This window comes from Halalkalicoccus subterraneus (assembly GCF_003697815.1).
GTDB classification, from domain to species: domain Archaea; phylum Halobacteriota; class Halobacteria; order Halobacteriales; family Halalkalicoccaceae; genus Halalkalicoccus; species Halalkalicoccus subterraneus.
The window spans coordinates 25931-46952 of the sequence record NZ_RDQG01000034.1 but is presented as its reverse complement, the minus strand read 5'-3'; the positions used below and the strand labels follow the sequence as shown (position 1 = coordinate 46952).

Annotated in this window: 23 protein-coding genes; 11 read left to right on the top strand and 12 right to left on the bottom strand. The window is 64.9% G+C overall.

Going from position 1 to position 21022, the window contains the following annotated elements; genetic code table 11:
• Positions 1 to 1956 (top strand): helicase-related protein (locus EAO80_RS09225; protein ID WP_162993943.1); only part of this gene is annotated, 1956 nt, incomplete at its 5' end.
• A 6-nt stretch (positions 1957 to 1962) separates the two neighbouring features.
• Here EAO80_RS09225 and EAO80_RS09220 read toward each other — a convergent pair.
• Entirely contained in the window at positions 1963 to 2208 is a 246-nt protein-coding gene (locus EAO80_RS09220) for a hypothetical protein (protein WP_122089626.1), read from the bottom strand.
• 146 nt (positions 2209 to 2354) lie between these two features.
• Here EAO80_RS09220 and EAO80_RS09215 point away from each other — a divergent pair, with 146 nt between their 5' ends.
• On the top strand, positions 2355 to 3038 hold the full coding sequence (locus EAO80_RS09215; protein ID WP_122089625.1) for a protein sorting system archaetidylserine decarboxylase: 684 nt from the start codon (positions 2355 to 2357) through the stop codon (positions 3036 to 3038).
• On the opposite strand, the gene EAO80_RS09210 is transcribed toward EAO80_RS09215, so the two are convergent.
• On the bottom strand, positions 3035 to 5140 hold the full coding sequence (locus EAO80_RS09210) for a CDC48 family AAA ATPase (RefSeq protein ID WP_122089624.1): 2106 nt from the start codon (positions 5138 to 5140) through the stop codon (positions 3035 to 3037). The genes EAO80_RS09215 and EAO80_RS09210 overlap by 4 nt on opposite strands.
• A gap of 98 nt (positions 5141 to 5238) precedes the next feature.
• Between EAO80_RS09210 and EAO80_RS20620 the strand changes: the two genes are divergently transcribed.
• Complete coding sequence (locus EAO80_RS20620) at positions 5239 to 5373, top strand: DUF7128 family protein (protein WP_281273029.1); 135 nt, start codon at positions 5239 to 5241, stop codon at positions 5371 to 5373.
• Between the two features lie 12 nt (positions 5374 to 5385).
• Here the strand turns inward: EAO80_RS20620 and EAO80_RS09205 are convergent, their stop codons facing one another.
• Positions 5386 to 5820, bottom strand: a complete 435-nt coding sequence (locus tag EAO80_RS09205; RefSeq protein ID WP_122089623.1) for a DUF5796 family protein — start codon at positions 5818 to 5820, stop codon at positions 5386 to 5388.
• A 75-nt stretch (positions 5821 to 5895) separates the two neighbouring features.
• On the opposite strand from EAO80_RS09205, the gene EAO80_RS09200 reads away from it, so the two are divergent.
• From EAO80_RS09200 to EAO80_RS09175, 6 genes are all read left to right on the top strand, one after another.
• Entirely contained in the window at positions 5896 to 6753 is an 858-nt protein-coding gene (locus tag EAO80_RS09200) for a shikimate kinase (RefSeq protein WP_122089622.1), read from the top strand.
• Positions 6711 to 7016 carry a chorismate mutase gene (locus EAO80_RS09195; protein ID WP_122089621.1) on the top strand — a complete coding sequence of 102 codons (306 nt, stop codon included), beginning with the start codon at positions 6711 to 6713 and terminating at the stop codon, positions 7014 to 7016. Before EAO80_RS09200 ends, EAO80_RS09195 begins: the two co-directional genes overlap by 43 nt.
• Before the next feature lie 338 nt (positions 7017 to 7354).
• Positions 7355 to 8158, top strand: coding sequence for an alpha/beta fold hydrolase (locus EAO80_RS09190; protein WP_122089620.1), 804 nt, complete (start codon positions 7355 to 7357; stop codon positions 8156 to 8158).
• Between the two features lie 230 nt (positions 8159 to 8388).
• Positions 8389 to 8883 (top strand): hypothetical protein, encoded by a 495-nt coding sequence (locus EAO80_RS09185; RefSeq protein WP_122089619.1) that lies wholly within the window; start codon positions 8389 to 8391, stop codon positions 8881 to 8883.
• Between the two features lie 461 nt (positions 8884 to 9344).
• Positions 9345 to 10928, top strand: a complete 1584-nt coding sequence (locus EAO80_RS09180; RefSeq protein ID WP_122089618.1) for a BCCT family transporter — start codon at positions 9345 to 9347, stop codon at positions 10926 to 10928.
• A 51-nt stretch (positions 10929 to 10979) separates the two neighbouring features.
• Entirely contained in the window at positions 10980 to 11477 is a 498-nt protein-coding gene (locus tag EAO80_RS09175; protein ID WP_122089617.1) for a J domain-containing protein, read from the top strand.
• Here EAO80_RS09175 and surE read toward each other — a convergent pair.
• The 9 genes from surE to EAO80_RS09135 all read right to left on the bottom strand — a co-directional run bounded on the left by surE (position 11474) and on the right by EAO80_RS09135 (position 18465).
• Positions 11474 to 12244, bottom strand: coding sequence for a 5'/3'-nucleotidase SurE (gene surE, locus EAO80_RS09170; protein ID WP_122089616.1), 771 nt, complete (start codon positions 12242 to 12244; stop codon positions 11474 to 11476). The genes EAO80_RS09175 and surE overlap by 4 nt on opposite strands.
• A gap of 34 nt (positions 12245 to 12278) precedes the next feature.
• Positions 12279 to 13691: a small ribosomal subunit Rsm22 family protein gene (locus tag EAO80_RS09165; protein ID WP_122089615.1), complete on the bottom strand. Its 1413-nt coding sequence runs from the start codon at positions 13689 to 13691 to the stop codon at positions 12279 to 12281.
• The gene (locus tag EAO80_RS09160) at positions 13688 to 14416 is read right to left on the bottom strand and encodes a prephenate dehydrogenase/arogenate dehydrogenase family protein (protein ID WP_122089614.1); all 729 of its coding nucleotides are present in this window, start codon (positions 14414 to 14416) and stop codon (positions 13688 to 13690) included. Before EAO80_RS09160 ends, EAO80_RS09165 begins: the two co-directional genes overlap by 4 nt.
• Before the next feature lie 75 nt (positions 14417 to 14491).
• Positions 14492 to 14629 carry a hypothetical protein gene (locus EAO80_RS19670; protein WP_162993940.1) on the bottom strand — a complete coding sequence of 46 codons (138 nt, stop codon included), beginning with the start codon at positions 14627 to 14629 and terminating at the stop codon, positions 14492 to 14494.
• 33 nt (positions 14630 to 14662) lie between these two features.
• A complete protein-coding gene (locus EAO80_RS09155; RefSeq protein WP_211330670.1) occupies positions 14663 to 14944 on the bottom strand; it encodes a hypothetical protein in 282 nt (93 codons plus the stop codon).
• 139 nt (positions 14945 to 15083) lie between these two features.
• Positions 15084 to 16238 carry a M24 family metallopeptidase gene (locus EAO80_RS09150; protein ID WP_122089612.1) on the bottom strand — a complete coding sequence of 385 codons (1155 nt, stop codon included), beginning with the start codon at positions 16236 to 16238 and terminating at the stop codon, positions 15084 to 15086.
• Positions 16239 to 16282: 44 nt separating this feature from the next.
• Positions 16283 to 17080 carry an ABC transporter permease subunit gene (locus EAO80_RS09145; RefSeq protein ID WP_122089611.1) on the bottom strand — a complete coding sequence of 266 codons (798 nt, stop codon included), beginning with the start codon at positions 17078 to 17080 and terminating at the stop codon, positions 16283 to 16285.
• Complete coding sequence (locus EAO80_RS09140; protein WP_122089610.1) at positions 17073 to 18002, bottom strand: ABC transporter ATP-binding protein; 930 nt, start codon at positions 18000 to 18002, stop codon at positions 17073 to 17075. The genes EAO80_RS09145 and EAO80_RS09140 overlap by 8 nt, the downstream gene beginning before the upstream one ends.
• Before the next feature lie 43 nt (positions 18003 to 18045).
• Entirely contained in the window at positions 18046 to 18465 is a 420-nt protein-coding gene (locus tag EAO80_RS09135; RefSeq protein ID WP_122089609.1) for a hypothetical protein, read from the bottom strand.
• A 76-nt stretch (positions 18466 to 18541) separates the two neighbouring features.
• On the opposite strand from EAO80_RS09135, the gene aroA reads away from it, so the two are divergent.
• Both aroA and aroC read left to right on the top strand, forming a co-directional pair.
• Positions 18542 to 19861 carry a 3-phosphoshikimate 1-carboxyvinyltransferase gene (gene aroA, locus EAO80_RS09130; RefSeq protein WP_122089608.1) on the top strand — a complete coding sequence of 440 codons (1320 nt, stop codon included), beginning with the start codon at positions 18542 to 18544 and terminating at the stop codon, positions 19859 to 19861.
• Positions 19858 to 21009 (top strand): chorismate synthase, encoded by a 1152-nt coding sequence (gene aroC / locus EAO80_RS09125; protein WP_122089607.1) that lies wholly within the window; start codon positions 19858 to 19860, stop codon positions 21007 to 21009. The genes aroA and aroC overlap by 4 nt, the downstream gene beginning before the upstream one ends.
• The last annotated feature ends 13 nt before the right edge of the window (positions 21010 to 21022 follow it).

Below are 21022 nucleotides of genomic sequence, written 5' to 3'. Positions count from 1 at the left end.
CATCACGGCTCGCTCTCGAAGGAGGCCCGGATCGAGGTCGAGGACGCGTTCAAGGCGGGCGATCTCGACGGCCTCCTCTGTACCTCCTCGATGGAGCTGGGAATCGACGTCGGGCAGGTCGACCACGTCGTCCAGTACGCGAGCCCCCGTGAAGTCTCGCGGCTGCTCCAGCGCGTCGGCCGGGCGGGCCACCGAAGCGATCAAGTCTCGCAGGGTACGGTAATAGCCACAAGCCCCGACGACGCGCTGGAGGCGCTGGCGATCGTGGATCGCGCCCGGCGTGGAGACGTCGAACCCGCGGAGATCCACACCGGCAGCCTGGACACGCTTGCGAACCAGGTCACTGGGATAGTAATGGGCCACGGGGAGATCAATGCACGGGAGGCGTACGGGATCGTCACCCGCGCGGCGCCCTTCGCCGAATTGCCCGAGGAGACCTTTCGGGAGGTAGTGCGGGAATTGAGCAGTAACAGAGTCCTCTGGCTCGACGAGGAAGCGGACAGCCTGGAGAAATCCGGCGGAACGTGGCAGTACGTATATGCGAACCTCTCGATGATCCCCGACGAGGCGACCTTCGAAGTCCGCGACGTCGCGAGCGGCAGGGGCGTCGGCACCCTCGACGAGCGCTTCGTCACTACCTTTGCGGAACCGGGCGCGACGTTCATCCAACGGGGCGAGATGTGGCGGATCGTCGAGATCGACGAGGAGGAGGAGAAGGTTCGGGTGAGCCCGGTCGAGAACCCGACCGGCGAGATCCCCTCGTGGGTCGGCCAGGAGATCCCGGTCCCCCAGGCGGTCGCCGAGAACGTCGGCGAACTCCGGCGGGTCGCGGCCCCGCAGTTCGAGGGCGGCGCGACCCGGGAGTCGGTCGCCCGCGAGTTCGTCTCCCGATACCCGACCGATCGCCACACCGCCAGCGAGGCCCTCGAACCGATCGAGCGCCACGTCGAGGCCGGCCACCCGATCCCCGCAGAGGACCGCCTCCTGATCGAGTTTTCAGGTGGGACGGTAGTAGTGAACGCCTGTTTCGGCCACAAGGTCAACGAGACTTTGGGACGGTTGCTGTCGGCCCTGTTGGGCCAGCGTACCGGCTCTTCGGTAGGGCTCGAAACCGACCCGTATCGGATCGAGCTGACCGTTCCCTCGCGGATCGCCGCCCGCGACGTGATCGAAGTCTTCGAGGAGACTGATCCCGAGCACGTCGAGGCGCTGATCGAGTTGAGTCTGAAGAAGTCGGACGCGTTGAAGTTCCGTCTGGCGCAGGTCGCCGCGAAGTTCGGCGCGCTCAAGTCGTGGCAGGGCTCGCGGGGCTCGATCTCGATGGATCGTCTGTTGGGTGCCCTGGAGGACACCCCGATGTACGAGGAAGCCATCAGGGAAGTCTTTCACGAGGATCTGGACGTGCCCGGAACGGCTCGCGTGCTGGAGCGGATCCAGTCGGGCGACCTCGCCGTCTCGCGCGTCGGCGAGCGAACCCCGTTGGGAATCGGCGGGCGCTCGTCGAGTACGGAACTACTCTCGCCGGAGAACGCCGACGCGAGCGTGATCGAAACCGTGAGGGAGCGGATCAAGGAGGACCGCGTGCTGCTGGCCTGCCTGCACTGTAAGGAGTGGGACCGGACCCAGACGGTCGAGCGAGTGAGTGAGAAGCCCGAGTGTCCGAAGTGTGGATCGACGATGGTCGCCGCGCTCAACCCGTGGGCCGAAGAGGTCGTCCAGGCCGTCCGGAAAAACGAGAAGGACGCCGAGGAGGAGAAGGCCACCCGACGGGCGTACAAAGCCGCGAGCCTCGTTCAGGGCCACGGCAAGCAGGCCGTGATCGCCTTGGCGGCCCGCGGAGTCGGGCCCCGTAACGCCGCCTACATCATCAACAACCACCGCGAGAGCGAGGACGACTTCTACCGGGATATTTTGGAGAAGGAACGCGAGTACGCCCGGACGCAGGCGTTCTGGTAGCTTCGTTCAGGGACGATAGCCGACGAGGACCGAGACGTTCCGCCCGAGATATCTGAGACTGGAGGCGACGATGGTGAGACCGAAGACGACGCCGAGCGCCATGAGGAGGACACCTCTGTTGAACGAGGACGCGACGATCAGCAGTCCGAAGACGGACGAAAACGCGAAAACAACGGTGAGGAGGCTCGATTTCGCCGTCTCCCTGAGGACGTCTTCGACGACTCGTTCGACGATATCATGCTCTTGATCCATCTGAGACTCGGTGTAGTATCATCATACAACATACATATATATCTGCTGGCGACCGTCGGTCGGTTCGGATGCTGTGCTGAAAAGGGCCTCAGACAGCACTTAGCGCAAGCGAAAGACCCGTATGACAGGGGGTTGAATCGCGAGCCATGAAGTTCGCCTCGGGAGCGTGGTGGTACGTCGTGCCCCTGTTGTTGCTCGCCTTTCCGGCGTTCGTCGTCAGCCCGATGCTCGGAGGGCTGTTCGTGATCGGTGCCGCCGGGACGCTGTTTTTCTTCCGGGACCCCGAGCGCACGCCGCCCTTTACGGGGATCGTCTCGCCCGCCGACGGCAAGATCTCGGAGATCAGAACGGAGGGCGACCAGCTGCGAGTCTGCATCTTCATGAACGTCCACGACGTCCACGTCGTGCGCGCGCCCGACGACGGCGTCGTTCAGCACGTCGAGCACGAGTCGGGCGGCTATCGCCCCGCGTTCTCGAAGGAGTCGGACAGAAACGAGAAGGTCCGGATCGGGTTTCCGGACAGCGAAGTGACGATGATCGCCGGGGCCTTTGCCCGCCGGATCACGCCCTACGTCGAGGCGGGCGACGAACTCGAACGCGCCGACCGCCTCGGCCACATCGCCTTCGGGAGTCGGGTCGACGTCCTCCTTCCACCGGAGATACGCTATCCCGACCTGCGGGTCGAGCGCGGCGAGAAACTCACGGCGGGCGAGACGAAGATCGCGAGCAAACCGGGGGCGAACGACGAGTGGGAGTGGCCCGAAAGCACGGACAGCGCGGGAACCGTCGAGGCGGACGAGACGGACGAGAGTGCGGAGCCGGCCGACTAACGGGAGGGCTCGATCCCCTCGCGTGCGGCCTCGAAGTGTTCCTTCCTGATCCGGATCTCGTCGGCGCGTTCGATCGCCTCCTCGGGGCCGTACTCGGTTGCGATCTCCCGGATCGCGCGCATCGAGGCGGCCCGACAGAGCGCCGCCAGATCCGCGCCGGTGAAGTCGTCGAGTTCGCTCGCCAGTTCGTCGAGATCCACGTCCTCGCCCAGCGGCTTCTCGCGGGTATGGATCTCCAGAATCGCTCGCCGGCCGGCCTCGTCGGGCGCGGGCACCTCGATATGCGTTTCGAGGCGGCCCGGGCGGATCAACGCCCGGTCGAGCGCGTCTTTCCTGTTCGTTGCGGCGAGCACCACGAGGTTGGGGTTGTCCGCCAGCCCGTCGAGTTCGGTCAACAGTTGCGAGACGACTCGTTCGGTCACCTCGTGGCCCTGCCCGCGTTCGGCGGCCAGCGCGTCGATCTCGTCGAAAAACACGATCGACGGGGCGGTCTGGCGCGCACGCTCGAACACCTTGCGGACGGCTTTCTCGCTCTCGCCGACGTACTGATCGAGCAGTTCGGGGCCGGCGACGTGGATGAAGTTGACCCCGCTCTCGCTGGCGATCGCGCGCGCGAGCAGCGTCTTTCCGGTTCCGGGCGGCCCGTAGAGAAGGACACCCGATGGTGGTTCGGTTGCGGTCTTCTCGAACAGCTCGGTATACGAGAGCGGCCATTCGATGGCTTCCTGTAACGTCTGTTTCGCCTCGTCCAGCCCGCCGACGTCCGCAAAGCTCGTCCGTGGGGTCTCGGCGACGAACTCGCGCATCGCCGAGGGATCGACCGCGGCCCGCGCTCCATCGAAATCCGCGCGAGTGACGATGAGATCGGCGAGAGCGCCACCATCGGAGCGAAAGCGCCGAAGGGCGTTCATGCCCGCCTCGGTCGCCAGCGCGTGGATGTCCGCGCCGACGAAGCCATAGGTGCGCTCGGCGAGCCGATCCAGCGAGACGTCCTCCGCGAGCGGCATCCCTCTGGTGTGGACCTCGAAGATCTCCCGGCGGCCGACGGCGTCGGGTACCCCGATCTCGATTTCCCTATCAAAGCGCCCGCCCCGGCGCAGCGCCGGGTCGAGCGAGTCCACCCGATTGGTCGCGCCGATGACGACCACGTCCCCGCGGGCGTCCAGCCCGTCCATCAGGCTGAGCAGCTGGGCGACCACGCGGTTCTCGACGTCGCCCGAGTCGTCGCGCTTTCCCGCCACGGAATCGATCTCGTCGAAGAAGACGATCGACGGCGAGTTCTCCCGAGCCTTCTCGAAGACCTCCCGGAGCTGTTCCTCGCTCTCGCCCTTGTATTTGGACATGATCTCCGGGCCGGAGACGGTGTGGAAACTGGCGTCGACCTCGTTTGCCACCGCGCGGGCGATCAGCGTCTTGCCGGTACCGGGCGGGCCATACAGGAGGACGCCCTTCGGCGCGTCGATACCCACCTGTCGGAAGAGTTCGGGTTCGGAAAGGGGTAGCTCGATCATCTCCCGGACGAGGTCGAGTTCGTCGTCCAACCCGCCGATGTCCTCGTAGCTGATCCGGCCGTCCGACGCCCCGTCGACGGTTTCTGCGGCCTCGACGTCGGCGGGTACCGTCACTCGGGTGGAGCCGGTGATTCTGACCGTCCCGTCCGGATTCGTGTCGGTGATCGAGAAGGGGCCGACCCCGAGGCGTTCGATCCGCACGCGCTCGCCGGTTCGGACGGGCCGGTCGCGCAGGTCGCGTTTGACCGCCCGCTGGACGCTTTCGGCGTCCTCCGCGGAGATCGAGACGGGCGGCGTGATCGTCACCGACCGGGCGTCCTCGACGGTCTGTTTTCGTACTCTCACCGTATCGCCGATGCTCACACCGGCGTTCGCGCGGGTATCGGCGTCGACCTGGACGGTGCCGCCTTCAGCGCTCGGGCCGGCTGGCCAGACCTTCGCAACGGTGGTTCGCTCGCCCTCGATGAGGACGGTATCGCCGCTGAGAACTGAGAGGACCTGGCGGGCGTCCTCGGGCAGACGGGCGACCCCGCGACCCGCGTCGCGCTTCTCGGCGCCGCGGACCGTCAGGGTCACGTCGGAGTCGCTCATGGCGGGATCTGGGAGTCGGCCCGTCTTTACCGTTCGGGCTCGCCGCCGTCGTTGGGATCGACGTAACGCATTTGGTTCGTCCTAGCGGACTATGTGCTATGGTAGTACAGACCGAGCGCGACGACGGGACGTGGTACGAGTGCGAGGCCTGTGGACTCATGTTCGACGAGCGAGACGACGCCCGCCAGCACGAGGACAACTGCGACGCCGAGGACCCCTCATACATCCAGTAGCCGTCGGCCCGTTCACTCCTCGGTGTCGTTGACCAGTTCGTAGGAGTGTTCGCTCATGTCGTCCTCGGCGAAGACGAACACCCGCCCGCGGGCGACCTGAGGATCGGCATCGACGAGGATTCGATGGCCTTCCGCGCGGACCTCGACGCCCGGGAAGGCCTCCTCGCGCTCGCCGGGTTCGACGATCACCCGCCCGACGCCGGTCGATTCGAGCACGTCGTCATGGGTCTTCAGGTCGTTGACGTACAGCATCACGCCCTCGGTTTCGGTCGGATCGGTCACGAGGACGTGGACTTCCTTTCCGGGTGGCGTTCTGAGGGTTTCCGAGACCGTCTCGGGGATGCCGTGGTAGAACACCTCACGGCCGTCGGTATACCGGACTGCGATCCCGCTGTCGGCGAGTTCGATTCCCAGCGTCGATGGCGAGACGTTGCTTCGCTGGCTCATTACCTGTCACTACGTGCCTCGGCGGAAAAGCGCCGCGTTCGAAGCCGATAAATGGGGTCTCCGAGTGGATCCGGTATGGACGGCCGAGCACACGCGCCCGCGGCGGGCACGATCCTCAACGCCCTGGCCAACGAGCGGGGCGCGGCGTTCGCGATCGATCTCGAAACCACCGCGACCGTCTCGCTCGATGACTCCCGGGAGGTACGCGGCGAGATCGACGGCGCACCCGAGGCTGACACGGCGCTGATCGAGCGCTGTGTCGAACTCGCGATCGAGGAGTACGGCGACTGCGGCGAGCGCTCGCTCGGCGGTACGGTACGAACCGAAAGCGAGGTACCCCTCGCCGCGGGGCTGAAGAGTTCGAGCGCCGCCGCCAACGCGACGGTGCTCGCGACCTGCGCCGCGCTCGGCGTCGACGTCGATCTCCTCGACGCCTGCCGGCTGGGCGTGCGGGGGGCCCGCGAGGTCGGGGTCACGGTAACGGGAGCGTTCGACGACGCCTCGTCGTCGATGCTCGGCGGCGTGACGGTCACGGATAACGCCGAGGACGAACTGCTCGCGAACGAGGCCGTCGAGTGGGACGTTCTCGTGTGGGCACCCCCCGAACAGGCCTTCAGCGCCGACGCCGACGTCGCGAGCTGTCGGAAGGTCGCCCCGGTCGCCGACGTGGTCTGCGATCTCGCCCTCCAGGGTCGGTACGGGCGGGCGATGACGGTCAATGGCTTTGCCTTCTGTGGCGCGCTCGGCTTCCCGACTGAACCGATGCTCGACGGGCTGCCCGACGTTCGGGGCGTCTCGCTGTCGGGCACCGGCCCGAGCTACGTGGCGATCGGCGAACGACAGGTTTTAGCCGAACTTCGAGAACAGTGGGAGGTACGGGACGGAACCACATGGCTAACAACGACGCGAACCGAGGGCGCGCGGACGGAGTGAGCTTGGACGAACTACGCGAGGAGATCGAGGAGATCGACCGCGATCTCGTCGAACTGATCGCTCGGCGGACCTACGTCGCCGACACCATCGCCGAGGTGAAAGACGAACGCGACCTGCCGACGACCGACGAGGGTCAAGAACAGCGCGTGATGGATCGCGCCGGCGCGAACGCCGAGCAGTTCGAGGTGGACTCGAACCTCGTGAAGGCGATCTTTCGGCTCCTGATCGAACTGAACAAGGTCGAACAGCGGGAGAACAGGTAGCCGGATTCGGGCAGTTCAGGGATTTTACTGCTGTTCGGATTGCAAACGTTTCTTCCGGTAGTTGCTCTTTCGTTCCCGAATCGGTGAACGATAGTATCGATTCGCAGGAGCCACGAACACTGATTCAAAACGGAACCTTACGGCAAGTGAGGAGATATTCGACGCGTTCGTTCACGAGGCAGTCTACTGCTGGAAATCGCTACTCCGTCGATGCGTATCGATAATCGGCGTTCAGTAGTCCGTTAGATAACGGGTCGTGTGCTGCATATAGAGACTACATTCAACACGTCGCGAAAGATCGCGCGGTATTTTCACCGACCCTCACCTACGATCGGTCTATGCCAGTGATCCAGTGCAACGGGGCAGACCTCTACTACGAAGACCACGGTGAGGGGCAACCGATCGTATTCCTTCATGGAGCCACAGCGGGTCTTCGATACTTCGAACCGCAGTTAACAGGAATGTCTGGCGAATATCGGACGATCGGAGTCGATTTTCGAGGTCATGGTCGATCCGAGAAGACCGATATCGGTCACACCCTACAGCACTATGCTGAGGATATCGAAGCGTTCCTCGAACAACTCGAACTCGACGACGTCGTTCTCGTCGGCTGGTCGATGGGAGCTATCGTTACGTGGGAGTATGTCCATCAGTTCGGAACTGATCGGATTCGGGCGCTCGTAGATATCGACATGGAACCCTCGCCGGTGAAACGAGAGGACTACGACTACGGGAGCTATGGCATCGATGACCTCAAGGAGGCCATCAGTCAGATTCAGACGTCTCCTCTCGAACTGCTTGACCAGCAAGCGCCGGCAATGCTCAAAGATCCGCCATCGCGGGAACTCCACAATCTAATACTCGACGAAGGGTCACGATCGCCCGCATCAATCCAAGGGGCGTTACTCTTTGCGTTACTGTACCTGCGTGATTACCGGGATGTACTTCCGAAGATCGACGTACCAACGTTAGTGTGTGCTGGAGCAGATGAAACGTGGCGGAGCGTTGCATCCGTCGAGTATGTCACAGAACTCGTACCGAACACTCAGTTCGAACTTTTCGAAAATAGTGGTCACTGTCTCACGGTTGAAGAGCCCAAGCGGTTCAACCAAGTTCTCATCGACTTTATCGGTACGTTGTGACCGAGACGCGCGATGTCTGTAGCACGGTTCCTGAAACCGATCACTGATTGATGGTTTCCACAAGTAGAACACAGGCACGTCAGAAATAATCGCTTGGATTACGCGGTACAGCGGCCTTTCTTTCACAACCTCTTCTCGCTGACTGGCTGTTCAGTAGAGGCGAACTACAGAATGGCCAACAGCCAGAGAGGGACAAGACAGATATCTCCTGACTATTCTTTTTTTATGTAATGTCCTCCAGGCGTAAATCGATTGGAATCCAACTCGGAATTTTTGCTGTGGTGCTGCTTGTTGGAATCGCCCTATTCATCGTGTCTCAGCCACCGCCAGATACGCCGAACGGGGAGACTATGCATATTGAGTCCTATCCATCTGGTCCCGAGAAACCGAGTCCGTTGAATTCCTCGAGTGCCGTAAACTATACTGTTACGTACGAGGAGCGCCTGTTCTATAACGACCTGCTTGCGAGCAATAACCACCGTTTCGATAGCGGTGAGCGGGTGGTAGCCGACTGTACCAACATCTCCGTCTCAAACACGGATACGGACGGGTTCCGCGTCCGTTTAGAGTGCGGAGGCGGGGTTACCGACGCATCGCAACTGCCCGAGTCGAAGGAATTCACTTACTCAGTGACCTACCGTATAACGGAGGATGCGACAGAACAGGCCGAACTTCAGAAGTACCCCTTTGAAACGGATAGAAGATTCAATAACGAGAGAACCTAAGTCAGCAGTAGTCGATGAGAAGTTCTTTCATTCAGATTTGAGGGTAAAACTCGCAGTAAGCCCGCAGGTGTACTTTGCGAATCCCACTCGTTGTTTCCCCTGGGGAGTCAGTGACTGAGGGGGAGCTTCGCCTTTTATCGAATGGGTAGGTTGGCTTGGGGCGTCGTTGATCCTCGTTTCCGATGGAACAGAGGGGTCCACCGGATCGACGCGACCGTTCTGGAATTTGGACGCAACCAGCGACGGGCTCGATCGGAAGCCGATCGAACGCCCGGCATGAGATCCGATCGACCGAGACCGACACGTTCAAACGGGCGAATCGGTACGATGAAGTACAGTGGTTCATATACGCGTCAACTCACGGGGAGCGGTCGCTATGAGCAGGCAGTGGTCGAGGACCTGCCGCCGATTCTGGGGTGGATCCGCCGATCGAGTTCGGATGACTATCGGGGACGACTGAGATGGATCCGTGGGCACCGTTCGGACTCGAAGGAACCGATCGGGCGACCAAGGGGTTTTTCTTCGGGACGATCACCGCACTCGCGGCGCTCGTGCTCGTCGGACTGCTGTACCCCACTCTCTTGGAGAACGTGCTCAACAGCGCGTTCGAATGGGTGATGTACCGTTTCGGCTGGTGGTTCATGGCGCTGGGCGTCGCGCTGGTGGTCTTTACGTTCTTCATGGCCTTCTCCAGGTACGGCCGGATCCGGATCGGGGGCGAGGGCGCCGAACCGGAGTTCGATACGTTCTCGTGGATCGCGATGGTCTTTACCGTCGGGTTCGGGAGTTCGATCATCGTCTGGGGGGTCGGCGAGCCCATCTCGATCGTCACCCAGCCGCCGCCGTCCTCGCCGGTTCCGGGCGCGTCGATCGAGTCGCTCTCGCTTGCCTTCATGTTCCTCCACGAGTCGTTCCCCGGGATGGCGATGTGGTATCTCCCCTTCGCGCTCGGTTTCGGCCTGATGGCGTATACGAGCGGGAGCGACGACTACCGCATCAGCTCGATGATGTCGGTGGTCCTCGACCGGGAGGACCACGGCTGGCTGTTCTGGCTGGTCGACTTGACCGCGCTGATCGCCATCGTCGGCGGGCTCGCGACCACGCTCGGGTTCACCGCCCAGCAGCTCGCGACGATCCTGAGCGACGTTTTCGGAGCTGAGACGAACCTCGTTACGTATGGCTTGTTCGCGCTCATCGGACTCGTCTTCCTCGGCGACGTCTGGCTCGGGCTCCACAAGGGGATCCGCAACGCCGCACGCGCCACCTTCGTGCTGATGCTGATCACCTCGGGCGTGCTGCTGGTCGTCGGCCCGACACTCTTCATCCTCAACATCACGCTGGACGCGACGGGAATCTGGCTCAACAACCTCCCGCGGCTCGCGCTGTACACTGCCCCGACCGAGGGCGCACAGTGGCCCCAGAGCTGGACGAGCTTCTGGTGGGCGTGGTGGGCCGCCTGGGGACTGTTCGTGGGAAGTTTCGTTGCCCGCGTCTCGAAGGGCCGGACGATCCGCGAGACCTTCGTGGCGCTGGTCGCCGCGCCGACGCTCTTGACGTGGCTCCAGCACGGCATTATCGGTGGCTGGGTGCTCGCGCCGGGTTACATCGGGCCCGTAAGCGAGGCGTTCGCCCAGAACGACATCCCCACGGCGGTCGCGACCGCGATCACGCTGACGCCCTACAGTACGGTGCTCGGCGTCCTGCTCGTCCTCATCATGGCGGGCTACGTGCTCACGACGCTCGATTCCGCCGTGTATATGCTCAGCGCGATCACGCTCGGCGAGGAGGATCCCAACGCCAAAAACCGGGCGTGGTGGGGCGCTCTGCTGACCCTGATGGGGGTTATGACGCTCAACCTGCCCGCCTTTAGCGCGATGGAGTCGTTCTCCCCGGTGATGGGGCTGCCCTTTACGCTGTTTTTCGTCGTGCTGATGTACACGAGCTACATCACTGCGCGCCGCATCTACCGCGAGGAGTACAAGGAGTCGGGCGAACAGCCGTACTTCGAGATCTCCCGCCCGAGTGACGAGGACGAGGGGACGTAGCCGACCCGCGATCCGAGCGGCTTTGTCGCCGGGTTTCCTACCGACAGGCGGATGGAGACGTTGTACGACGTCCTCGGCGTCGCTCCGGACGCCGACCCCGAGACGATCCGCCGGGCCTACCGCGAGCGGGCCAAGCGTCGTCACCCGGACGCCCCCGACGGCGATACCATGGCGTTTCGCCGCATCACGACCGCCCGCGACGTGCTGCTCGACGACGCTCGACGGAAGCGCTACGACGCGCTCGGTCACCGCCGGTACGCCCGCCACCACTTGGGCGAGGAATGGCCGGCCGAGGCCCCGTCGCGTGCCGTGGGATCCGGACGGCGGTCGCGGTCACGCCGGCGAGGCGAAACCGGATCCCGACCTCGGCGACGACGGACGCGACGGCGGCGGCCGAACGGGGAGCGACGCGAGCGCCGGGAGCAGTCGAACGGGCCGGCCGACGCCGCCGTGGCCCTCGGAACCTATCGGTCGGTGCTCGTCCGGGCCGGACTGATACTCCTCGCGCTGTTCGCCCTCGCGGTCGTCCTCTCGGCGCTGTCGATCTAGTAGTCCGCCGCGAGCCGGTCGAGCGCCTCGTGGTGCTCGGTCGTGTGGGGCGCGGTCAGCGGGGAGACGCTGACAGCGCCGTCGACGACCGCCCGCCGGTCGGTCCCCTCGGGGTCCTCGATCTCCCCCTCGGCCATCGCCTCCCACGAGAGGTCGTGCAGCGTGATCGAGTCGCCGTCCTGGGTCGCGGCCATCTCGTAGACGGTGGATGGGCGGGTCACCCGCATCGGTGCGGACTCGTCGCCGGGAAGGGGCGCGTTGACGTTCAGGTACTCGGCGTGCTCGAAGACGCCGTTTACGGGCGCGCACTCGACGAGGTATCGGGTGGCGCGGCAGGCCTCCTCGTACTCCTCGACGCCCGTCTCGCGGGGCCACTCGTCCTCGGGGATATAGAGGGACACGGCGATCGCCGGCACCCCGCAGAAGGCGGCCTCAACGGCGGCGCTGACGGTGCCCGACCGCCCGAGGACGTAGGCCCCGAGGTTCGCACCGGTGTTACAGCCCGAGACGACGAGGTCCGGATACGACCCGAGCGCTTCGAGGCCCGCGACGATACAGTCGGCGGGCGTGCCCGCGATGGCGAACCCGAGTTCGTGCTCCTCGACGCCGACCTCGCTCGACATCGCCCGGCCCACGGCGCTCTGATCGCTTGCGGGCGCGACGGCGGTGACGTTCGCCACCGCCGAGAGGGCGTCGTAGAGCGCGCGAAAGCCGGGACTGTCGATCCCGTCGTCGTTGGTCAGTAGGACCTCCAGATCCGTGTCCATACGTCCGTCTCGAACCGGGGGACGAAAAACGCAGTTATCCGGCCCGATCGACCACGCTCTCATCGTCGACCACGAGGTTGTACGCCCCCTCGTCGTCGTTCCAGAGGACGAGGGTCGACTCGAAGACCAGGACGTCGCCGTAGTCGGCCTCGACCAGCGCACGGTTGAGCGCCGTCTCGCGGGTGAGGACGGCGTAATGGCTCTCCGATTGGCTGCCGTCGCCGAGCAAGAAGAGGGGGTTCCCCTCCGACAGGGAGTGACTGAGCTTGACCGCGATGCAGTCGACCCGGTCGGTGACGTGGGCTTCGCTGTCGGCGAAGGGAGCGAAGCGCTCGGGGCTGGCAGTGGCGTCGAGGCGCCGCTGGCCGTCCCGCCGGAGGATCGAGTAGGCGTACTGGACGTCCGTGTTGAGGAACTCGCCGGTCGCCGCGTCGCGCTCGTCGCGTTCCCCATCGGCGCGCCGTCCCTCGTCGAGATGCCGCTGGAGCGCCGGAACGTCGAAATCGGGTTTCCGGTCGAACGACCAGCCGTGGTCGGTCGGCTCCCGGTCGGGCCAGAGCCGCAGTGTCGGCGCGAACACCGTCTGCTCGCGTCCGTCGACCACCTCGTGTTCGACTTCCCGCAGTCCGGTCGCGGTGTTCTTATCGGCCGGCTCGATCGCGATCAGCGAGCCGTCGGACGCGAGATGCGAGAGGTAGTTTTCGAGCACCGCGGCCGGCTCCGCGAGCTCGCTCAGGACGTTCGCGAACAGGAGCAGGTCGTACTCGCCCTCGGGCTCGAACGCCTCGGCGGTACTTCGGTGCACCGTCGGGTGGAAGTTCCGTGGGGCCTCCTCGAAGAGGTCCTCCAGAACGTCTGCGGCCGCACTCGGTTCGACCGCGTGGTATTCGACGAGCGCGTCCTCGGCGTACTCGGCGAGGCCGAGTGCCGGGCCGCCGACACCCGAACCCACGTCGAGCACCCGAAGCCTCGCGGGGAGCAGCCCTCGGGAGCCCAGTTCGTCGAGGACGTACTGGCCCGCGGCGTAGTAGTCGGACAGGTGGTAGATCGCGTAACCGAGCGCCGCCTCGTACGAGTACTCGACGGCCTCCTGGCGGTAGTAGCGCTCCTTGAGCCGGCGGATCTCCGTCCTGAGCGTTGCTCCACTCTCTCCGTCCGCCCAGTCCGGGCCGAAATGCTCGACCAGCAGGTCCTCGAACCGGGTGTGATACCGGTCGGGAATCGTGCTTACCCCGTCGAAATCGGTGGAAATCGGCTCGTCGCTTGCGGGGACGAACGTGCCGTCCTCGCGTTCGACCAGTTCGAGCGAAAGGGCGTTGTCCCGAAGCGTCTGGCTGACGACCGCGGGGTGTGTGACGCCCTCGACGTATTCTACGACTTCCTCGGGATCGATCGGGCGGACGTTCCTGAGGTATTTCGCGGTGTCGAGGATCGCCCGCTCGCTCATTCGCCCGCCTCGCGGTACAGCGCCTCGAAGGACTCGCGGTCGGCCTCGGCGATCTCGATGGCGGCCTCCGCGACCGTCTCGGCCCCCGGAAACGTCGACTGGATGTCGGCGTACACCCGCGAGTTGCCGTCGGTGACGGTCTCGACCAACCCGTCGAGCTCGCGCGAGACCGGCGTTTCGAAGCCGTCCGGTACGTCGTCGGCCGCGAGCGCGTAGGCGAGCACCGCCGCGTGGGCCTTCGTCTGGATCGTCTCCATCGCCACGTCGTGTTCCTCGGGCGTGGTCTCGACGAGGGCGTTGCCGGCTCCGCGGAGGCGCTCACGGATCCATTCGGCGGCCGGCCCTTCGCCGGCCACGATCGGGACGTTACCGGGGGCGTTCTCGGGCGAAAACAGCGGGTGGAGGCTGACGTGTTCGCGTTCGGGCGCGTGGGTTTCCATCGCGGCGACCGGTGCGCGCATGACGCCGCTGACGTCCGCGATCGCTCGGTCTGCAAGCGGGGCGTACAGCGCGATCGCACGCTCGACGGCGGGGATCGGTACCGCGAGACAGACGATACCGAACCGTTCGGTCGTCCGTTCCGAGATCGTCCGTCCGCCGACCGCGTCGGCGGTCTCGCGTGCGACCTCCTCCTCGCGGTCGACGAACGCGACCCGTCCTTTGTCGCCGACCACCTCGCCGAACCAGCGACCCATCGCCCCCGCGCCGACGATCAGTACGTCCATTGCCTCCACGTTACGCGCCGGTCGAAAAAGGCGTTCGCATACGCGTCGTTCGCGACCGTCGAAAAACGGCGGATGCTACGCCGTAGGGGGCGTCGGCTCGCGTGGGTCGACGTACCCACAGTCGGGACAGGTCTCGTAGCCCTGGACGTTCGCCAGTCGGCTGCCACACTCCGGACAGTCCATCTCGTTCTTCCCCTTGATTCGACAGTCCATAAAGATGGGTACGACGATCGACGAACTCAGCGGCTACGATAGGCTGTGTTGCAGGCGCATCACACAATAACCCGTACACAGGAACGTTAAACCAGTTAAGGCAGCAGCTCCGACGGATGGCGACACGAGATACGCGAGTCCCGAACAGACGGAGAATCCGGCTGTGGCGACGAGATCGAACAGCCGGGTTCGAACAGTGTCCGTCAGGAGTGCAATGAGTAAGACGAGGCCGAAATACGGGCCGATCAGGCTGGTAGCGATGCCTGTGATCCCCTCCGTGTTGAAGGCCATGGACATCAGATAGAGCTGGAACAACAGGAACAAGACTGTGAAGGGGACTAAAACGCGACGTTTTCGGACGTTACGGTGGATCTCAGTCCTGTAGCTCATATATATTTTCGATTGTTTTCTAATGGACAAAATTATTTTCGTCGCGATCCAGTTCGACTGTCGGTTAGAGTACGAACTCTTCGGGATAGTCGGTCAGGTTCTCGTATCCATCTTCGGTGACGACCACGAGGTCCTCGATCCGGACCCCGCCGACTTGGGGGTCGTAAAGGCCGGGTTCGACGGTGATGACGTGTCCCGCCTCCAGTTCCGTGCCGCCGGGGGCCAATCGGGGAAGTTCGTGGACGTCGAGCCCGATCCCGTGGCCCGTCGAGTGGATGAAGCCCGTCTCCGTCTCGGGCTCCGCTCGAAGGGTCGGCAGGCCAGCGTCCTCGTAGACGTCACAGACCGCGTCGTGGACGTCTTCCCCCGTTGCGCCGGGTTCGACCGCGTCGAGGGCCGCCTCCTTCGCTCGTGCGGTGAGGTCGTACCACTCGCGGGCGCGTTCGGAGGGGTCACCGACCGAGAAGGTGCGGGTCATGTCGGCGTGGTAGTTCGTTTCTTTGCTCTTGGGAAAGATGTCGATTACGACGGTTTCGCCCGCTTCGAGGAGGCCGCTTCCCCCGTCGTGGGGATCTGCGGCGTCCGCGCCACAGGAAACGATCGTCTCGTCGAGGGCACAGCCCTCGCGCAGTAGGGTGATCTCGATCTCTCGACGGACGCGCTCGCTGGTCAGCGCTTCGCCGTCATGATACAGAACGCCCTCCTCGACGGTCGCTTCCCGCAGGAGGGTTTCGGCGCGCTCCATCGCCTTCTCGTTGGCGTGCTGGGCCTCACGGATGTGCTCGACCTCGGTGTCGGTTTTGGCCGCGCGGATCTCGGTGATCACGTCGTCGGTCTCGGCCTCGACCTCGATGTCGCGCTCGCGGAGGCCGTCGGCGGTCGCGAGCGGGAAGCGTGTAGGGACCGAGAGCGACGAGACTTCGTGATCCGCGAGGAAGTCGGCGAGCATTCGATACCGCTCCTCCGGCGAGCCGTACTGGTAGTCGTAGTCGGCGTATCGGGAGACGGAGTCGGCACGACTCTCCTTTTTCGCGCGGCCGTACTCCAGCCCGGAGACGAGGAGGTGTGTCTCGCCGTCGTACAGGGTGAGAAACGGGTCGTGGGCGTCGAAGCCCGAGAGGTATCGTTGATCCGAGTCCGAGGAGTCGGCGTCGATCAGGTAGCCGTCGGTGTCCGCCTCGGTGAGGAACGAATCGAGATCCGAGAGGTCCGGGTCCATACGGCCGCTGGGCACCGCGGAGCAATAAACGGTCGATGTCCGACCTACGTGCCGATATCGGCCCTGGAAAACATGAAACGGGCGAGAAACGCTAGCAAGACGGTCGCGACGAGGAGAACGGCCGCGCCCGTCAGGTCGTAGCTCCCCTCGACGAGGACCGCCGTCGGGTCGTAGTAGTGGGTCGGACTGACCGAACCGATCCATTCGAGGCCGTCCGCGCTCGCCGAGACGGACTCGACGAGGAAGAGAACGAACACGAGCGCGATGGCGATCCGCTTTGCGACGTCTGCGCGCGAGACCAGCACCGAGAGGACGAGTCCGACCGCCCCGCAGGCCAGCAGGTAGGGGATCGAGAGGGTATGAACCATCGCCAGATCGAGGGGATCGATCGACTCGCCGATGACGAGTACGGCGGCGTAGATCACCGTACCGACGACGGCGTTGAGCGCGAGGATCGGGACCAGAAGCGACAGGAACTTCTCGACGAGGACGCGCGACCGGGAGACCGGCAGCGAGAGAGTGAGATCCATCCGGTCGCGCTCGACGTCGTCTGCGATCAGCCCGGCGGCGCTGTAGGCGAAATACAATCCCAGCAGGAGCACCCAGACGAACTGGTAGACCTCGACGGCGAGAAAACCCTCGACGGTGCTGAGGGTGGCGATCCCGAACGCCTCCCGCACGGCAGGCGGGTACGCCTCGAGCATGGCGTCGATGTCGACGTCCGCCCCCGCGAGCGAGGGGAAGAAGGCGACGAGCACGAGCGCGAAGACGGCCACGCCGACCACGAGCGCGGCCGTCCCGCGCAGGCGCTTCGTGACCTCGTAGCGGGCGATCTCAAGCATCAGTGGCCTCCTCGGGCGGTGCATCGGCGGACTCGCGCTCCGCGGTCGGTTCCTCGCCGTAGTAGTGCATGAACACGTCCTCCAGGGGCGGTTCCCCGATATCGACGTCGAGGACGTCGTGGTCCGCGAGCCGTCTCAGGAGATCGTTGTACTCGCCGACGTAGGTGAACGTCGCGGTGTCGTCGGTTAGCTGCGCGTCGAGCATCCCGTCGGTGAGAAATTCATTATTGACGGGTTCGGCGAACCGGACGCGGACGCGCTTGCCGCCCCGATCCAGAAGCGTTTCGACGTCTTCGAGCGCGACGAGTCGTCCCTCTCGGAGGATCGCGACCCGGTCACAGACCTGTCGAACCTCGCTCAGGACGTGCGAGGAGAAGAACACGGTCGTCCCGCGCTCGCGTTCGGTTTCGAGGAAGGCGTGAAACGCCTCCTGTTTGAGCGGGTCGAGCCCCGAGGTGGGCTCGTCCATGATCACCAAGTCCGGGTCGTGCATGAACGCCTGGACGATCCCGAGCATCTGCTCGTTGCCCGTCGAATACTCACGGATCTCGCGCTCCACGGGCGGCGTGAACAGTTCCAGCAGCTCCGCCCGGCGCTCCTCACCCTTGATCGCGGCGTGGAAATCTAGTACCTGCTCGCCGGTCATCCTCTCGTCGAACCCCAGATCGGCGGGGAGGTAGCCGACCTTTCGTTTGGCCCCGATCAGGTCGGCCTCCTCATGGATGTCGGCCCCGAGGACCCGTGCGGTGCCCTCGGTGGGCGAGAGCAGCCCCAGTAACGTCCGAATCGTCGTGGTCTTGCCCGCCCCGTTCGGCCCGAGGAACCCGAAGACCTCGCCCTCGCGGACCTCGAAGGAGAGCGAATCGACGCCGACCACGGTACCGTAGCGCTTCGTGAGATCGGCCACTTCGATGGCTGCCATGACCCCTGTAGGTGACAGCCCCCGTTATCGGTTCCGAGACCTGTTAGCTGCCGAGTACCTTGACCGCGACCGCGTGGCGCCCGTCGGGGGTCTCGATCTCGACGGTGTCGACGAACGCTTCTGCGGCTCGCGCGCGCCACTCGTTCACCCGCTCGACGTGGCGCTCGTGGTGGCGTTCGGTCGAGTAGGTCCCGTCGGGATCGGCGCGGATCTCGGCTTCGGTCTCGGCGGGTTCGGGGTACGCGGGCAGACGATCGGAATCGAAGAGACCCGCCGGCGGAATGTGGATCGCCCCCGAGTCGTCGGGCTCGCCGACGTGGAGTCGGGCGCGCATCCGGCCGGCGAAGGGCGGCGTGACCCGAAGGACGGGGTCGGCGGCGCTTCGCTCGCTCGCTTCGTAGGCCGAGACGGCGTCCTCGGCGGTGACGGCGATCGAACGGATGGTTCGCGGGTCCGAGGACATACTGTGGGCTACGCGCCGAGCGCCTTTGGGCTGTCGCCATCGACACCGTGATAGTTCGGGGGATGTACGCTCGCGCATGGACGTGACCATCACGCGCTCCTCGCTTCGCGGGAGCGCGCGGGCCCCGCCCTCGAAGAGCTACACCCACCGGGCGATCCTCGCGGCAGGCTACGCCTCGGGTGCGACGGTGTCCGGACCGCTGACGAGCGCCGACCCGCGCGCGACCGCCCGTGCCGTCGAGGCCTTCGGCGGCGACGTGAGCGAAACCGACGACGGGTTCGTGGTCGAGGGCTTCGCGGGCCGACCCGAAGTCCCCGACGACGTCATCGACTGTGGTAACAGCGGCACGACCATGCGACTCGTCACAGGAACCGCCGCGCTCGCCGACGGGATCACCGTCCTCACGGGCGATAGCTCGCTTCGCTCGCGCCCGCAGGGGCCGCTTCTGGACGCGCTCTCGCAGTTGGGCGCGCGCGCCGAGAGCACCCGTGGAGACGGGCACGCGCCCCTGGTGATCGAGGGGCCGATCTCCGGAGGACGCGTCTCGATCCCCGGCGACGTTTCGTCCCAGTACATCACCGCCCTGCTGATGGCCGGCGCGGTCACCGACGAGGGGATCGAGATCGAACTGGAAACTGACCTCAAATCCGCACCCTACGTCGACATCACGCTCGAACTTCTGAGTGATTTCGGGATCGAGGCGGAGCCGATAGACGCCGACGGCGGCGACGTGCGGTCGGCGGGCGCGTCGGGCTTTCGGGTTCCCGGAGACCAGTCCTACGAGCCCGCGGGTGAGGGATACCGCGTCCCCGGCGACTTCTCCTCGATTTCATATTTATTGGCGGCGGGCGTGCTCGCCGCCGAGAGGGGGCTGACGGTCCGCGGTGCCGAGCCGAGCGCGCAGGGCGATACGGCGATCGTCGGGATCGTCGAGCGCATGGGCGGTGCGGTCGAATGGGATCGCGAGATGGGCGAGATCGAAGTCTCGAAAAGCGATCTCTCGGGCGTGACGGTCGACGTCGGGGACACGCCGGATCTCCTGCCCACCATCGCGACGCTTGGAGCCGCCGCAGCGGGCGAGACGCGGATCACGAACTGCGAACACGTCCGGTACAAGGAGACCGACCGGGTGAGCGCGATGGCCAATGAACTAGAGAAGCTCGGCGCGAGCGTCACCGAACACGAGGACGAACTCGTGGTTCATGGTGGCGATTCGGAGCTGTCGGGGGCGACCGTCGAGGGCTACGACGATCATCGCGTCATCATGGCGCTGGCGCTCGCGGGGCTGGTCGCGGAGGGAGAAACCGTAGTTAGAGGAGCCGAACACGTCGACGTCTCGTTCCCGGAGTTCTTCGACGTGCTTTATGACCTCGGAGCCACCATTCAGCGACAATGAACGGAAACTCGTTCGGCAGGCTGTTCCAGGTGACGACCTTCGGCGAGAGCCACGGCGAGGCGATGGGTTGTACGGTATCGGGATGTCCCGCCGGCCTCGAACTCGACGAGGGGGACATCCAGGGCGACCTCGACCGGCGCAAACCGGGCCAGTCGATGATCACCACCAGCCGAGGCGAACCCGACGCCGTCTCGATCAAATCCGGTGTTCAGGACGGCTATACCACTGGAACTCCGATCGGAATGGTCATCCAGAACAAGGACGCTCAATCCGGTAAGTACGAGCCCTTCATCACCGCACCCCGACCCTCCCACGGCGACTTCACCTACTCGGCGAAGTTCGGCACGCGCAACTGGGGCGGCGGCGGGCGCTCCTCCGCCCGGGAGACGGTCAACTGGGTCGCGGCGGGCGCGATCGCGAAGAAGGTCCTCTCCTCGCGGGGCGTCGAGATCAAAGCGCACGTCAATCGGATCGGGGACGTCGAGGCCGAGGGCGTGAACTTCGAGGAGATGGTCGAGCACAGCGAGGAGAACGACATTCGGTGTGGCGATCCGGAGATCGCTCGAGAGATGCAGGAGTTGATCGAGGAGTACCAGCAGGCGGGCGACTCCATCGGTGGCTCGATCGAGTTCGAGATTCAGGGGGTTCCGCGAGGGCTCGGCGCACCCCGGTTCGATTCGTTGCCCGCCCGGTTGGGTCAGGCGATGATGAGCGTCCCCGCGACGACCGCCTTCGAGTTCGGCCTCGGGCGGGAGGCAAGCGAGTATTCGGGTTCGGAGCGAAACGAGGACTGGGAATTCAACGAGGACGAGGATCCTGTCCCCGTGGGCAACGACCACGGCGGGATCCAGGGCGGTATTTCTACTGGTGAGCCGATCACCGGCGAGGTGACGCTTCACGCACCGACCTCGATCCCCAAAGAACAGACCACGGTCGACTGGGAGACCGGCGAGGAAAAGCGGGTGCAGGTGATCGGCCGCCACGATCCCGTCTTACCCCCGCGGGGCGTGCCGGTCGTCGAGGCGATGTGCGCGCTCACGGTCGTGGACTTCATGTTGCTTTCCGGGCGGATCAACCCGGACCGCATGGACGACCGGCCGGGCGAGTACGACACCGACTACCATCCGCGGAGTCCTGACAACGAGTAGCCGGCCCGTTCGG